This window comes from Arthrobacter sp. 9AX (genome assembly GCF_902506095.1).
In the GTDB taxonomy this organism is placed as follows: Bacteria; Actinomycetota; Actinomycetes; order Actinomycetales; family Micrococcaceae; genus Arthrobacter.
In genome coordinates, this window is record NZ_LR733293.1 from 3,394,410 (window position 1) to 3,407,962 (window position 13,553).

General features: G+C 65.7%; 14 protein-coding genes. 3 read left to right on the forward strand and 11 right to left on the reverse strand.

Annotated features, from left to right (window positions below; all coding sequences use genetic code 11):
- The first annotated feature begins 53 nt into the window (after positions 1 to 53).
- Positions 54 to 437 (forward strand): hypothetical protein, encoded by a 384-nt coding sequence (locus tag BACI348_RS15690; protein WP_442858505.1) that lies wholly within the window; start codon positions 54 to 56, stop codon positions 435 to 437.
- 147 nt (positions 438 to 584) lie between these two features.
- Here BACI348_RS15690 and BACI348_RS15695 read toward each other — a convergent pair whose 3' ends face one another.
- The 4 genes from BACI348_RS15695 to BACI348_RS15710 form a co-directional block, all read right to left on the reverse strand.
- Positions 585 to 2,345, reverse strand: coding sequence for a sensor domain-containing protein (locus BACI348_RS15695; RefSeq protein WP_159827416.1), 1,761 nt, complete (start codon positions 2,343 to 2,345; stop codon positions 585 to 587).
- On the reverse strand, positions 2,342 to 3,178 hold the full coding sequence (locus BACI348_RS15700; RefSeq protein ID WP_159827419.1) for an alpha/beta fold hydrolase: 837 nt from the start codon (positions 3,176 to 3,178) through the stop codon (positions 2,342 to 2,344). Before BACI348_RS15700 ends, BACI348_RS15695 begins: the two co-directional genes overlap by 4 nt.
- A gap of 111 nt (positions 3,179 to 3,289) precedes the next feature.
- Positions 3,290 to 4,750 (reverse strand): TrkH family potassium uptake protein, encoded by a 1,461-nt coding sequence (locus BACI348_RS15705; protein ID WP_328699968.1) that lies wholly within the window; start codon positions 4,748 to 4,750, stop codon positions 3,290 to 3,292.
- Entirely contained in the window at positions 4,747 to 6,729 is a 1,983-nt protein-coding gene (locus tag BACI348_RS15710; protein ID WP_159827422.1) for an APC family permease, read from the reverse strand. The genes BACI348_RS15705 and BACI348_RS15710 overlap by 4 nt, the downstream gene beginning before the upstream one ends.
- 290 nt (positions 6,730 to 7,019) lie before the next feature.
- Here BACI348_RS15710 and BACI348_RS15715 point away from each other — a divergent pair, with 290 nt between their 5' ends.
- Positions 7,020 to 7,490, forward strand: coding sequence for an Hpt domain-containing protein (locus BACI348_RS15715; protein ID WP_159827425.1), 471 nt, complete (start codon positions 7,020 to 7,022; stop codon positions 7,488 to 7,490).
- A 21-nt stretch (positions 7,491 to 7,511) separates the two neighbouring features.
- Here BACI348_RS15715 and BACI348_RS15720 read toward each other — a convergent pair whose 3' ends face one another.
- Positions 7,512 to 7,718, reverse strand: coding sequence for a helix-turn-helix domain-containing protein (locus BACI348_RS15720; protein WP_159827428.1), 207 nt, complete (start codon positions 7,716 to 7,718; stop codon positions 7,512 to 7,514).
- The gene (locus tag BACI348_RS15725; RefSeq protein ID WP_159827431.1) at positions 7,718 to 8,197 is read right to left on the reverse strand and encodes a DUF2975 domain-containing protein; all 480 of its coding nucleotides are present in this window, start codon (positions 8,195 to 8,197) and stop codon (positions 7,718 to 7,720) included. The genes BACI348_RS15720 and BACI348_RS15725 overlap by 1 nt, the downstream gene beginning before the upstream one ends.
- A gap of 152 nt (positions 8,198 to 8,349) precedes the next feature.
- On the opposite strand from BACI348_RS15725, the gene BACI348_RS15730 reads away from it, so the two are divergent.
- Positions 8,350 to 9,180 carry an oxidoreductase gene (locus tag BACI348_RS15730; RefSeq protein ID WP_159827434.1) on the forward strand — a complete coding sequence of 277 codons (831 nt, stop codon included), beginning with the start codon at positions 8,350 to 8,352 and terminating at the stop codon, positions 9,178 to 9,180.
- Positions 9,181 to 9,213: 33 nt separating this feature from the next.
- On the opposite strand, the gene BACI348_RS15735 is transcribed toward BACI348_RS15730, so the two are convergent.
- The 5 genes from BACI348_RS15735 to BACI348_RS15755 form a co-directional block, all read right to left on the reverse strand.
- On the reverse strand, positions 9,214 to 9,888 hold the full coding sequence (locus BACI348_RS15735; RefSeq protein WP_159827437.1) for a DUF6766 family protein: 675 nt from the start codon (positions 9,886 to 9,888) through the stop codon (positions 9,214 to 9,216).
- 98 nt (positions 9,889 to 9,986) lie between these two features.
- Positions 9,987 to 10,406, reverse strand: a complete 420-nt coding sequence (locus BACI348_RS15740; protein ID WP_159827440.1) for a hypothetical protein — start codon at positions 10,404 to 10,406, stop codon at positions 9,987 to 9,989.
- On the reverse strand, positions 10,394 to 10,576 hold the full coding sequence (locus BACI348_RS15745) for a hypothetical protein (RefSeq protein WP_159827443.1): 183 nt from the start codon (positions 10,574 to 10,576) through the stop codon (positions 10,394 to 10,396). The genes BACI348_RS15740 and BACI348_RS15745 overlap by 13 nt, the downstream gene beginning before the upstream one ends.
- Positions 10,573 to 11,034 (reverse strand): hypothetical protein, encoded by a 462-nt coding sequence (locus tag BACI348_RS15750; protein WP_159827446.1) that lies wholly within the window; start codon positions 11,032 to 11,034, stop codon positions 10,573 to 10,575. The genes BACI348_RS15745 and BACI348_RS15750 overlap by 4 nt, the downstream gene beginning before the upstream one ends.
- Complete coding sequence (locus BACI348_RS15755; protein WP_159827449.1) at positions 11,031 to 13,514, reverse strand: molybdopterin oxidoreductase family protein; 2,484 nt, start codon at positions 13,512 to 13,514, stop codon at positions 11,031 to 11,033. Before BACI348_RS15755 ends, BACI348_RS15750 begins: the two co-directional genes overlap by 4 nt.
- Positions 13,515 to 13,553 lie beyond the last annotated feature (39 nt).

Below are 13,553 nucleotides of genomic sequence, written 5' to 3' on the forward strand. Positions count from 1 at the left end.
CGTAACTGTTGCGTGCATCACATTCTGCCCCTACTCTGGTTGAGGCTTAAGAAATGGGCCAACGCAAGAAGCTGCAGCGTCGCAGCCAATGCAGGGGAAGGCTTTACATCTTGAATTCCAAGCTCAACATTGTTGTCCGTGTAGATCTCGATCATGCGAAAGCTCTGGTGATTGCAAAGGGGCATGTCACCGTGCACAGCGTCAATGCTTTATATGTAGTGGTTAAGCGCGCCAATTCCATCAGGCAGGGCCTGGACCTGAAGTTGGACATCTCCCACGCCCTGGTGGATGACGAGGCACTGGAGCAGCTGCAAGCCTGCTCCGAGACCCATCACCTGCCGGCAAAAATCGATCCGTCCCAGAAGCCGTGCGCTATCAGCGTCCTGGCACCGCGCCGCGGGCATACTGGCGCAAGGCCGGCACTGATCGCCGCATAGGGCGTCCAGGCCCCAGCATCCGCAGCGTCCAATGATCGGGCCAGGATGTTCGGCGGAACACTCTTTCCTATCAGACTTTCCACGGGCTGGAAGTGCAGCTGTATCCGAATAGACGGGTAGCCGCACTCCCAGTCTGGTGGAAACCCCTTATGCGCCGGCCCGCTCGTCCCGGGTGTGCGCGTCCAGCCATTCCTTCAGCGCCGGGGCCGGCAGCGGGCGGGCGAAGTGGAACCCCTGGGCGAGGTCGCAGCCCATGTCCTTGAGCGTCTGCACCTGACCGGAGGTTTCCACACCCTCGGCAACGGCCCGGATGCCCACAGCGTGCGCCAGGTCGATGCAGCTCCCCACAATCGCGGAATCACCGGAGTCCGATCCCAGTCCATTGATGAATGACCGGTCGATCTTCAGTTCGTCGATGGGGAATTTCTTCAGGTAGGTCAGGCTCGAGTAGCCCGTGCCGAAGTCGTCCACGGCGAGGCCCACGCCCAGGTTCTTCAGCGCCGTGAGCGAGTCCAGCGCACCGCCGGGGTCTGCCATCAGGGCCGTTTCGGTGATCTCCAGCAGCAGGTGCGAGGAATCGATTCCGCGCAACCGGAGCGCGTCTTCCACCATGGTCACCAGCCCGGGATCACTGAGCTGGCGGGCGGACAGGTTGACGGCGAAATCAAGGTCCGCACCGCGGCGGCTTTCCCGGCGCCAGTTGTCAGCCTGCCGGAGCGTTTCGCCCAGGACCCAGGCGCCAAGTGGACGGACCAACCCGGATTCTTCGGCCATGGTGATGAATTCCGACGGCGGCAGCAGGCCCCGTGTTGGATGCTGCCACCTGACCAGTGCCTCCACGCCCGTGGCGCGGCCGGTGTGCAGGTCGATGCGCGGCTGGTAGTGCACCCGGAGGGCACCGTCGTTGATTCCGCGGCGCAGCTCGCCCAGCGCCCGGAGCCGGTCCACGGTGTAGTCAGACTCGGCAGGCTGGTGCAGTTCCCAGCGGCTGCGTCCCAGTTCCTTGGCCCGGTACATTGCGATGTCGGCCCGGCGGACCAGGTCTTCAGGGGTTTCATCATCATCCCCGTTGACGGCGACTCCGATGCTCGCGGACGTAACGATTTCCAGTCCTTCGATCAGGATGGGCGTCTTGAGGATCTCCAGCAGCCCGGCTGCCAGGCCAGTTGCCTCGCGGGAGCCGGCGAAGGAGTCCACCACCACGAACTCGTCACCGGACAGCCGGGCCACGATGCCGGTTCCCGGAACGGCCGCCCTCAGGCGGTTCGCCACCGAAACCAGGAGATCGTCCCCGGCCGCGTGGCCCAGGCTGTCGTTGACGGCCTTGAAGTGGTCCAGGTCGATGAACAGGACGGCCAGCCCGCCGCCCGCCGGTACCGCGTCCAGCTTCGCCTTCAGCCCAGCCCTGTTGGGCAGGCCGGTCAGTGCGTCGTGCAGGGCCAGGTGCTGGAGTTCCTTTTCCGCCTGCGCGCGCCGGGCTTCTGCTTCTTCGGCTGCCCGGAGCGCGGAGACCAGTTCCCTTTCGTACATCCGCCGTTCATGGGCACTGAAAATGATGACGCGGACACTGGCAGGCTCCTGCCCTGAGCCGGGTGACCGTGATGCCGAGAGCAGCGCCGCCCGCCGCCCGCCGTCTGCCGCAATGATCTCAACGGCGATCTCGGACACTGCGCCATTAATGCCCAGTTGGGGAATGCAGTGCGTCGAGTACAGGATCTGGTCCCCAACAGGCATCAGGGACTGCAGCTTGGACCCCACCAGCCCGGAACGGCTGTAACCCGTCCAGCGCACAAAGGTTTCGTTGACCGCGGTGATGCGTCCGGCGTCGTCCGTTATCAGATACCCGCACGGCGCCTGGTGGAACAGCGCCTCAAAATGGTCCGGGTCCGGCCCGCCGGGTCCTGTCACGGACTGCCCGAAAGGTAGTTCAGGATTGCTTGGGCCGTGTCCTGCGGCGCGCTGACATGCGGGCAGTGTCCGGTGGCCTGAAGCTGCACCAGCGTGCTGTGCGCCAGGTGCCGGTGCACATAGGAACCCACTTCAGGCGGCGCGAGCAGGTCCTCGGAGCACTGCAGGACCAGGCTGTCCGTTCCCACCTGGTCCAGTATGTTCCGGGTGTCCGAGAGGAAGGTGACCCGTGCGAAGTGGCTCGCGATGGCGGGATCGGTGCGGCAGAAGCTGCTCCGGAGTTCCTCCGAGAGCTCAGGGTCCTCGGGATTGCCCATGGCCATCGGAGCCAGTGCCTCGGCCCAGGCGAAGTAGTTGCTGTCCAGGGATGCCAGCAGGCCCTCAATGTCCTCCTTCGAGAATCCGCCCACGTAGCCATGGGCGGGGTCGTTGGTGTAGCGCGGGGAGGGTGCCACCAGGACCAGCCGGGAGAACCGCTCAGGTTCCTGCGCAGCAGCGATCACCCCCACCATTGCGCTGACGCTGTGGGCCACCAGGATGACGTCCTTCAGGTCCAGGGCTTCGCAGATTTCCAGTAGATCCGCCGCGTAGCCAGCCAGCGACCCGTACTTTTCCCGGTCATAGGCCTCCACGTCCGAGCGGCCCGCGCCAACGTTGTCAAAGAGCACCAGCCGGTGGGTATCGGAGAAGTAGGGCACGAGCCTGCGCCACATCGCCTGGTCGCAGCCGTAGCCGTGGGCAAACAGCATCACCGGCCCGTCCGCCCGGCCGGACACGGTAACGTTGTTCCGGCGGATCACCGGTGAAACTGCTGACGCGACGGCTTCGACCATGCCTCACGGACCCCCAAAGATAATAAGTAGGGTTACTTTGCGTTTGCTCAGATACTAGCGTCGGCGGGTCCCTGAATCCTAGGACCGGCCCAGGATTGATGGAATCTTGACCTAGCCGATGATGGGGCGTTCCTCCGGCAGCCGGAACAGGCGCGGCCGGGCCGAGAGGGCCAGGGCTGACGCCACCGTCACCGTCCCGATACGGCCCGTGAACATCAATGCCATCAGCACCCACTCAGCGGACGGGGGCAGGTGGTACGTGATGCCGGTGCTCATGCCCACTGTGCCGAACGCGGAGATGGATTCGAACAGGACCTTCTCCAGGCTGTAGTCGGTGAACATCAGCAGCAGCATGGTCCCGATCACCACAGCGGCGATCCCCAGCAGTGCCACGGACAGGGCCTGCCGCTGGGAAGAGGAACTGACAGACCGGTGGGCGATGGTCACCTGGTCACGGCCGCGGACTTCGTTCCAGATGGCGAAGCCAAGTACCAGGAAGGTGGTGATCTTGATGCCGCCGGCGGTGCCGGCACTGCCGCCGCCGATGAACATCAGGATGTTGGTGACCATCAGCGTTTCCGGGGCCGCGGCGCCGTAGTCGATGCTGTTGAACCCGGCGGTGCGGGGAAAGACGCTGCCGGCGAAGGAGCCCAGGATCTTGCCGGTCAACGAGAGGTGGCCCAACGTCTCGTTCCGGTTCCATTCGAACGCCGCGAACAGCACCATCCCGGCGATCAGGAGGAACAGCGTTCCGTAGACAGTCAAGCGCAGGTGCACGGACCAGTTCCGGGGCCTGGTCTCGCCCCGGACCAACTGGATGATCACCGGGAAACCGAGCCCGCCGGCGATGATGGCCAGGCAGATGGGCGTGATGATCCACGGGTCCTCCGCGAAGCCGACGAGGTTGTTGCTGTAGACCGAGAAGCCGGCGTTGTTAAAGGCGGAGACAGCGTGGAAGATCCCGTGCCAGAGCGCAGTGCCGGGGTTTTGGTCATAGGCGATCCAGAACCGGATCGAGAGGACCAGCGCTGTCGCGGCTTCGAACGTGAGCATGATCCGCGCCACCCGGAGCAGCACCGCCCGGACATCGCCCAGGTTAAGGGTGTGGGTTTCGGACTGGGCCACGAGCTGGCCGCGGAGGCCGATGCTTTTGCGGACCAGCAGCGCCAGGAGGGTGGCAAGGGTCATGATGCCGAACCCGCCCACCTGGATCAGCGCCAGGATGACCACGTGCCCGAACGGGGTCCAAAACGTTGCCGTGTCCACGGTGATCAGGCCCGTCACGCACACGGCGGAAACGGAGGTGAACAGTGCGTCCATGAATGCCCCGGCGTCGGGGTCGGTGCGTGACGCCGGGAGCATCAGCAGTGCCGCCCCGATGATGATGACCATCAGGAAGGCAACGGGAACTGCCCTGACCGGGTGGGACAGTGCCCGCCGGATGAAGTTTTCCTTGCCGCCGCCGTTGTCGTTCCGGGCGTCCCGGAGCATTTTTTGGATGGCGGCCACGCTGGAAGCGTCGGGGCCCGGGGTGGCGGGTGCCGGCGTCGGGACGCTCCTTCGCAGGCTCATCCCACGTGGATGCCCGGGCGCCCGTCAGGGTCCGGTTCATTCTCGCGGATGATTTCGCGGACCACCGGGGCGGTATCGCCGCGGCCCAGGAGCAGGTAGCGCATGAGGTGGGCCAGCGGGTTGCCCTCGGACCATTCGAAATAGGCGTGCGGCTTGACGCCGGTACCGTCCCGCAGGGCCAGCAGGATGGCAGCGATGGCGTTCGGAGCGGCGGGGCTGGAGGCCCGCAGGACCCGGTGGCCTCCCACTTCGACGCCGCGGACCTGCAGGGTGTCGCTGAACTCGGACGGGTCGGTGATGTCGATTTCCAGGAAGATGACATCCGCCGAGCCGGGTACGGGGTTGTTCTCCCGCTGCACAGCTTCCTTATCCGTGTACTCGGCGGAATCGCGGGCCTGGGGTTTGTTGGCGATGAGGTTGATCCGGCCGTCGTAGTCCAGGGTGTCGCTGATGAAGCGGCGCGCTTCGTCGTCGAACTCTATGCTGTCCACGCGCAGCTCGGTGGTCCGGCTGATGCGCGAGACGAGGGAGACCGCCACGATGCCCAGGATAAAGAAGCCGGAGATGGCCAGGCCGTCCGGTTTTTCGATGACGTTGGCGGCCAGGGCATAGAGCATCACCAGGGTCAGCACGGTGAAGCCGATGGAGGCGGCGCGCTGCTTGCGGCGGATCGCGGAGATGGTCACGGCGATGGCACCGGAGACCATCATGGCCAGGATTCCGGTGGCGTAAGCGCCGGCCTGGGCGTTCACGTCGGCGTTGAAGCCGATGGTGATCAGGATGCTGATGGCTGTGTAGACCAGCACCACGGGCCGGACGGCGCGTGACCAGTCCGGGGCCATGCCGTAGGAGGGCAGGTAGCGGGGAACGATGTTGATCAGGCCGGCCATGGCGGACGCGCCGGCGAACCACAGGATCAGGATGCTGCTGACGTCGTAGACCGAGCCGAAGCCGTTGCCGAGGTGTTCGTGGGCCAGGTACGCGAGGGCACGGCCGTTGGCCTCTCCCCCGGCCTGGAATTGCTCGGCGGGGATCAGGACGGTGGTGACGAAGCTGCTGCCCAGCAGGTAGACGCTCATGATGAGCGCCGCCGTCGTCAACAGCTTGCGGGTGTTGCGCACCCGGTTGGCCAGTTTCTCCGCGGGGGTGCCGCCCTCGGCGGCTACCAGGGGCATCATGCTGACGCCGGTCTCGAAGCCGGAGAGGCCCAGGACGAGCAGCGGAAAGGCCATCAGGGCGGGACCGAGGATTCCGCCGAAACCGCCCCCGGAGGAGGTCAGGGCTTCGGTCCAGTTATTGAGGGCGCCGGGCGTGGCCAGGATTTCCGCGATGCCGGCGCCGATGATGATGGCGTTCAGTACCAGGAACACGGCCACCAGGGGAATCGCGACGGCCACGGCTTCCGAAAAGCCCAACAGGAAGACTGCGCCAAGAACCAGGAGAAGGAACACCGTGATGGGCACCGCCTGGCCTTCCAGGAACGGCGGCAGGTAAGGGTTCTCGAGCAGGTGCACCGTGGCATCGGCGGCCGAGAGGGTGATGGTGATGATCCACGAGGTGGCCACGAAGCCGAGCAGCACCAGCACAAAGACCTTGCCCCGCCAGAACGGCAGGAGCCGTTCGAGCATGGCCACGGATCCCTGCCCGTGCGGGCTTTCCTCCGCCACGCGCCGGTACATGGGGAGCATGCCCAGGAGGGTCAGTGCGACGATGAGCAAGGTGGCGAGCGGGGACAGGGCGCCGGCGGCGAGTGCGGCGATGCCGGGCAGGTAGGACAGGGTGGAGAAGTAGTCCACGCCGGTCAGGCACATAACCTTCCACCAGCTCTGCTGCGGGGCGTGGGCCTCGTTGGCTTCGGGACCCACAGGCTGGCTGACCCGGTGTTCCAGCAGCCACTTGGTCAACGGGCTGCGGGGTTCCGTGGCAAGTTCCGGGTTGGGAACGATGGCGGGAAGGGAAGACCGGGCGGAAGCCGTCAAGGACGTGTCTTTCTTTGGTGCCCGTTACCGGCACAAGTTCCCCGGTTCCAGGCGCGACGCTGTGCTGATAACTAACGGAGCCTAGCACCGGGCCAATCGCCTCCCGGGGCCAATTCCGGGGATCTTAACGCTTTCTTAACGCCCCTCCTGACAGGCGGGCGGGCGCCGACCCGGACTGACATCGGGTACCCCTTACTAGTGCTTCCAGCCTGCCGTTGGGAGTAACCTTGAGGCAGTCTCTGCTGGGGGAAAAGTAGGGTCTACTTGGCGGAAGTGATGGCGGGACAACGATGACTCACTCCAACGGCTCCATCCTGCCGTTCCTCGACAGGACCGTACTGGACAGGCTCCGCGCGGACCTCGAGGACCATGAAGGCGTGTGGAAAGCACTCGTCCAAGCCTTCATCGAACGCCTGCCCTACCGGGTGGAACGGCTGCGCCTGGCCCTGGCTGCAGGCGACTTTCCCGCCGCCATGGATGCCGTGCTCAGCCTCAAGATCTCCAGCCAGAGGCTCGGCGGCGAACGCCTGGCGGACCTTGCTCAGGGCCTGCAGATGGAGCTGCACAACAGCCCCGGCACCGAGCACGCCCTCACCCTGCCGCAGCTGGCCGAAGCCCATCTGGAACCGCTGAGGTCCTGCGGCAGCCACACCGCCTACCTCCTGCAGGCCCACCTCGAGGGGCGCCGCTCGTCCACCCCCGAGCTTTCGTCTGCCCTCCGTCTGGCAGGCTTTCCCACGCAGGTGTCCGCCCCGGAGTAGCCCGGTGGCTGAGCGGCGCGCTCAGTCCTCGGTGAACTCCAGCAAATCGCCCGGCTGGCAGTTAAGGACGCGGCACATGGCCTCCAGCGTGCTGAAACGGACCGCCTTCGCCCGTCCGTTCTTGAGGACTGCCACGTTGGCCGGCGTAAGGCCCACGCGCTCGGCGAACTCACCCACGCTCATTTTCTGCTTTGCCAGTTCGACATCGATGCGCACCACGATGGGCATCAGATCACCGCTTCCAGGTCCGAGCGGAGGTCCGCGGCCTGCCGGAGCAGGGCGCGGAGCACCACCACCACCAGGCCGACGGCGGCACCGGCCGTCAGCATCAGGACCAGCAGGAGCGGCATGCCGGGATCGTCCGCGTTGAGCACCACAATGGCGAAGAACACGGCGAGCATGGTCCAGGCAGCCGCAATGGCCCACATGATGGCGTCCACCCACACAAAGGCCTGCCGGCTGAAGATCTGGTCGCGCCGGACCATGGTGAGCAGCTTCCAGGTACTCACGATCACCACCTGGACGCAGGCCAGTTCAAGGATGGCGAAGACGGTAAGCGGCCACTGCAGGTAGGCCCGCTCCGGATCCTCGGCCGCCATGTGGGCAAACTGGCCCGGCATGGACATGACCTGGAAAAGGAGCAACAGGAGGAACGCCGCCACCAGGACGATCCGGAGGGCGACGACGGCCAGACTTGTGATCTTCATGCATCGAGTTTCAGTTGTTACCTATCGAAAGTCAATTGATGTCTCACCTTGCCATCGTTCTGACGGTACCTATCGCCGGCGGCGATTGTGCTGTTATCTGGTCCGTAGGCGTGAATTCCACGCCCTAATCCGGTCTATGGAAGGAACCCACCATGGCTACCTGGCTCATCACAGGATGCTCCACCGGACTCGGCCGGGCACTCGCCCAGGCGGTGCTCACCCACGGGCACAACGCCGTGGCCACAGCCCGCGACGGCGCCTCCGTGCAGGACCTCGCCGAGGCTTTCCCCGAGACGGCCCTTGCCCTGCCCCTCGACGTCACGGACCGCGCCCAAATCAACTCGGTGGTGCATCAGGCGAAGGAACGCTTCGGCAGCGTCGACGTCCTGGTCAACAACGCCGGCTACGGGTACCGGGCAGCTGTGGAGGAGGCGGACGACGCCGATGTGCGGCAATTGTTCGACACGAACGTTTTCGGCGCCGTGGACATGATCAAGGCAGTCCTTCCGGACATGCGCGCGAGGAGGTCCGGGGCCATCGTGAATATCTCCTCGATCGGAGCGCGCATCACACCCGCCGGGTCCGGCTACTACTCAGCCACGAAGGCTGCACTGGAGGGCATCTCAGGCTCGCTCCGCCGGGAAGTGGAGCCGCTGGGCATCAGCGTCACGGTCATCGAGCCAGGTGCATTCCGCACCGATTTCGCCGGCCGCTCATTGACCCAGTCGGCGTCCCCGATCGGTGATTACGCTGAGACGGCCGGGAAGCGGCGCAAGGAGAACGACACCATGGACGGCAACCAGCCGGGTGATCCGGCAAAGGCCGCCGAAGCGATCCTGGCCATCGTGGACAGTCCCAACCCGCCGTCGCTCGTTGTGCTGGGCGAGGACGCCTTCGGCGCCTTTGCCGCCGTGGCCGACGCCCACCGCGCGGAACTGGACCAGTGGCGGGACCTTAGCCTCAGCACCGGCCTGGACAACTAGGCCGGACTGCACCGCCGGCGGCGGGGAGCCGGGCTACCCCGTCGCGGCGGTGTCGTCGTGGGCAGCGCCGACGGGCTTGGACTCGGGTGAACCGCGCTGGCGGAGGTAGATGGACAGCACCACCATGGATCCGACGGCGAGGAACTCCGACTGCCAGTTCTGCAGCGTGCGGTTCCAGAAGTCCGCGGACACCACGTACTCCGCCCAGGAAACGGGCTGCTGGAAGTCAGCCAGCTGTTCCTCGTTGTAGGCGCTGGTGCCGGCGACGGACTGGACCAGCCAGCACAGGAGGAAGATCAGTCCCATCGTCATGCCCAGCGAGTTGGAATAGAGCGTGCGCCGCCAGCCCGATACCTTGGCCCAGGCCGGCGACTTTTCGTTGCTGTATTCGCCCACCAGCTGGTCCTTGTCCGACTCGGTTCCGGGCTGGTCAAGCTCTTTCGATTCTGGCGAGCCCTTTTGGACCAGCCAGATCGTGGCGAGGATGTAGAGCAGGAACTGCAGGTATTCGGACTGCCAGTTCTCTGCCACGTCCACCGCAAAATGGGAGGAGGTGAGGTATTGGCCCAGGCTGATCTCCTCAAGCCCGGCGGTCACCTGCTCCTGGTTGAACAGGGCGTGGCCGGTCAGTCCCTGCCCCAGCAGGGCGAGGAGGAAGATCAGCCCGAAAAACAGGCTCAGTCCGTTGTTCCTCAGTGCTTTTTTCACCGTTCAACCGTCCTATCCGTGCACCAGTCCGACGACGAGCATGTACGCCAGTCCGCCGAAGATCAGGATCAGGTACAGGGCAAAGCTCCAACGCATGACTAATTACCTCCCACTTCGCAGGTGTAGGGCGCGTCACCGTTCGGTGTGCACCCGGCCGCCGTGATTTTCCAGCCGCCCTCGGCATTGGCCAGGAACACTGCGGCGTTCTCGAATTCCACGAAAGCGCCGCGGCCGTAGATTTCGGTGCGTGTCACTGCTCCCGGCTCCTGGATGTGCGCGGACCGCAGGTGGTCCTCGCACGTGCTTTCCTGTTCCTGGGCCGTCTTCTCGCGGGTATCGGATTTCAGCATGCTGCAGGCGGACGACCAGTCCGACGCGCTCACGGCCTGGTGGAAGGTCTGCGCTGCGTCGGCAGCACCGGTTCCTTCAGGGGCGCACCCGCACACGCCCATCAGGGCCGCTATGCCGGCCGCGGCCAGAACGTACGTGCCGGGCTTCCGATGTGTCAGCGGAACCATGTCAGTCCTCCTCCTTCCGGGGGGCGGATGCCAAAAAGGACATTCAGCCCCCAGCCCACCGTGGTGATGAGTAGAATCGCGCCGGCCATGGACGCCAGTTCGGCAGGACTGGTCAGGATGCCAAAGGCACCTCGTCTGTTGCGGCTCGGGGGAATTTCCATGGCAGTCATTCGGCCACGATCAGGGCTTGGGGTGCGGCTTGTTTCATGCGGGTGGACAGCCACTCGAGCTGGGTTTTCGTCTCGGCCTCGCAGCGGGTGACCACACCGATGAGCTCCGCGTCCCGAAGTCCCTGGGCGGCCTGTTTCACCATGGTCCAGGTGATGTCCACCAGGGACCCCAGCAGGTAGAGGTCCTGCAGGTCGCGCAGCAGCCCCACAGCTCCTGACCGCGTGCTGGACAGCCCATCGGCGTGCAGCCGCTCCGGCTCGTCGTCCTTGTCCACCTCGCCGTAGCGCTCCACGATGGGCTGCAGGGCCCGTTCGTGTTTTTCGCACTGATCGGCCAGGGCGCGGCACAGGAAATACACGTCCGGCTCGTCCCCGTGCCCGTCGGCCACCTGCCGGAAGGATTCCGCCAGCGTGTGTTCGCAGCGGTGGAGGAGGCCCAGGTAGACGGGAAGCTTCATGACTCCTCCTTGCCGGGAGCCGCAGCCTGCGGTTCAGCCGGGGCGATCGTCTCGCTCACTTCACCCGCTGCCCCGCCCGCCGTCGCCGGAACCCGTCCGGCTCGGGCCGGCCGGGATGCCGTGGTGGTGGGTGCCGGTGCCGGACCGGTGGCGTCCGCGACTTTGGTGACCCGCACGGCGGCCGTCTTGAACACGGGCTGTTTCGAAACCGGGTCCCATTCCGTCAAGGTCAGCTCGTTGGCCGCCGTCGGATGCTGTTCCGGGTCTTCGCCCTCATGGTCATCCCAGTATCCGTAGTGGAAGGGGGCGAAGACGGTGCCGGTGCGGACGCCGGCGATCCGGACGGGGGCGAACAGGTGACCGCGGCGGGACTCGACCCGGACCTGGTCGCCCTCCCGGAGCTTCAGGCTCTCGGCATCACCCGGGGACATCTCCACCCACATGGACGGGGCGGCATCGTGCAGCTGCGGCGCGCGGCCGGTCTTGGTGCGGGTGTGGAAATGGTAGGCGGTCCGTCCCGTGGTGTAGCGCAAGGGGTACTCGCCGTCAGGGGTTTCATGCGCCCCCTGGTACGGCGCCGTTTTGAAAATGGCCCGACCGTTGGGTGCCATCGCCTTGAACGCCTGAGGGCCAACAGACGCCCCGGTGGTCAGGTCGTGGCCGTAGTCTTCGGTGTCTTCACCGTGGGTGGGGAAAGTCCCATCGCCGTAAAGCCGGTCGGTTCCGTCCGGATGCTCATCGTTGACCGGCCACGGGATGCCGCTGCCGCCACGCAACCGCTCGTAGCTGAGGCCTGTGTAGTCGCAGGGCCTGCCCCTGCTGCATTCCCGCCAGGCATTGAAACCGTCCTCGGGGCCCTCCCAATCGAGCAGCGGGCCGCCGGAGTTGGTGCGAAAATCCATCCGCCGCGAATACTCCAGGAAGATCTGCAGGTCGCTCCGGGCCTGGCCCGGCGGTTCCACCGCCTGCTCGGACAGGTGGACCGTACGGTTGACGTTGGTGAACGTCCCCGTTTTTTCACCCCAGGCCGCGGCGGGCAGGACAACGTCGGCATACTTCGTGGTCTCGGTCATGTAGAGGTCCTGCACCACCAGGAAAAGGTCCGGTTTGGAAAGGATCCCGCGGATCCGCGGCAGTTGGGGCATCGACACCGCAGGGTTCGTGGCAGAGATCCACAGGAATTTGATGGAGCCCTGCTCGGCATACCGGAAGATCTGGGCTGCGTGGGTGGGCGGTGCCCAGTGCGAGATAACCAGCTCGTCCACGTCCCACAGTTCGGCCAACTCCTTGATGTGCTCCGGGTTCTCCCAGTTGCGGAAGCCCGGCAGATCGCCGTCGGCCCCTGCCTCGCGGGTGTTCTGCGCGGTGGGCTGGCCGTTCATCTGCAGGATGCCGCAGCCGGGCTGGCCTATCATGCCGCGCAGCAGGTGCAGGTTGTTGACCTGGCAGGAGGAGGCGGTGGCCTGGCTGGACTGGTAGAAACCCTGCAGCACGGTGGAGAGCACCCTTCGGGAAGTGCCGAAAATCCTCGCCGCCTCCACCACGGCGGACGCGTCCACCCCGCATTCGGCGGCCACGGCCTCGGGCGTCCACTGCTCGATCTGGTCCGCCAGGTCCTCGAAGCGCAGGGTGTGGCTGGCGATGTACTCCTCATCGATCCAGCCGTTGCGGATCACCTCACGGACCAGCCCATGCATCAATGCAAGGTTGGTTCCCGGCCGCACGGGCAGGTGGACGTCCGCGTGCCGGGCCACTTCGGTGGGGCGGGGGTCCACACACACCACCAGCGGCTTGTCCGGCCCGGAAATCCGGTCCAGGACCCGCGCCCAGAGCACCGTCTGGGTTTCGGCCATGTTGTGGCCGTAGAGGAAGATCGCATCGCACTCGTCAATGTCCGTGTAACTGCCGGGCTGGCCGTCGGAGCCGAACGACTCCTTCATCGCCGCCGCCGCCGTGGCCGTGCAGAGCCGGGTGTTGCCGTCCATATGCGGGGTGCCGAGGCCGGCCTTGCCGATGACGCCCAGGGCGTAGTACTCCTCCAGGAACAACTGGCCAGAGGTATAGAAGCCGTGGCTCAGCGGCCCCTTTTCCTGCAGCAGTGCCTTGCTGCGGGACACGATCCGCCCCATGGCGGTGTCCCAGTCGGTCTCCACCAGTTCGCCGTTTTCGCGGATCAGGGGCCGGGCCAGCCGGTCCTTGTTGCTGACGCCCTGCCACGAGGCGAAGAGCCCTTTCGGACCCAGCCGGCCGTGGTTGACGCGGTCCGCCGCCCGCCCCCTCACGCCCACCATGGCACCGTCCTTGACCGCGATGTCGATGCCGCAGCCGTTGCTGCACAGGACGCAGGCCGACTGTACCCAGCGGTCCACGTCCTGTCCGGTCAGCCCCTTGGCGAGGACCTGGTCCACCCGTACCGGCCACTGCTCCCCCTGGGCGTACGGCGTCCGCGTTCCCCAAATGTCAGCAATCCGGTCCACCATGGAGGTTTCCCTTCGATCCGCAGTTGCAGGCCAGCCCTT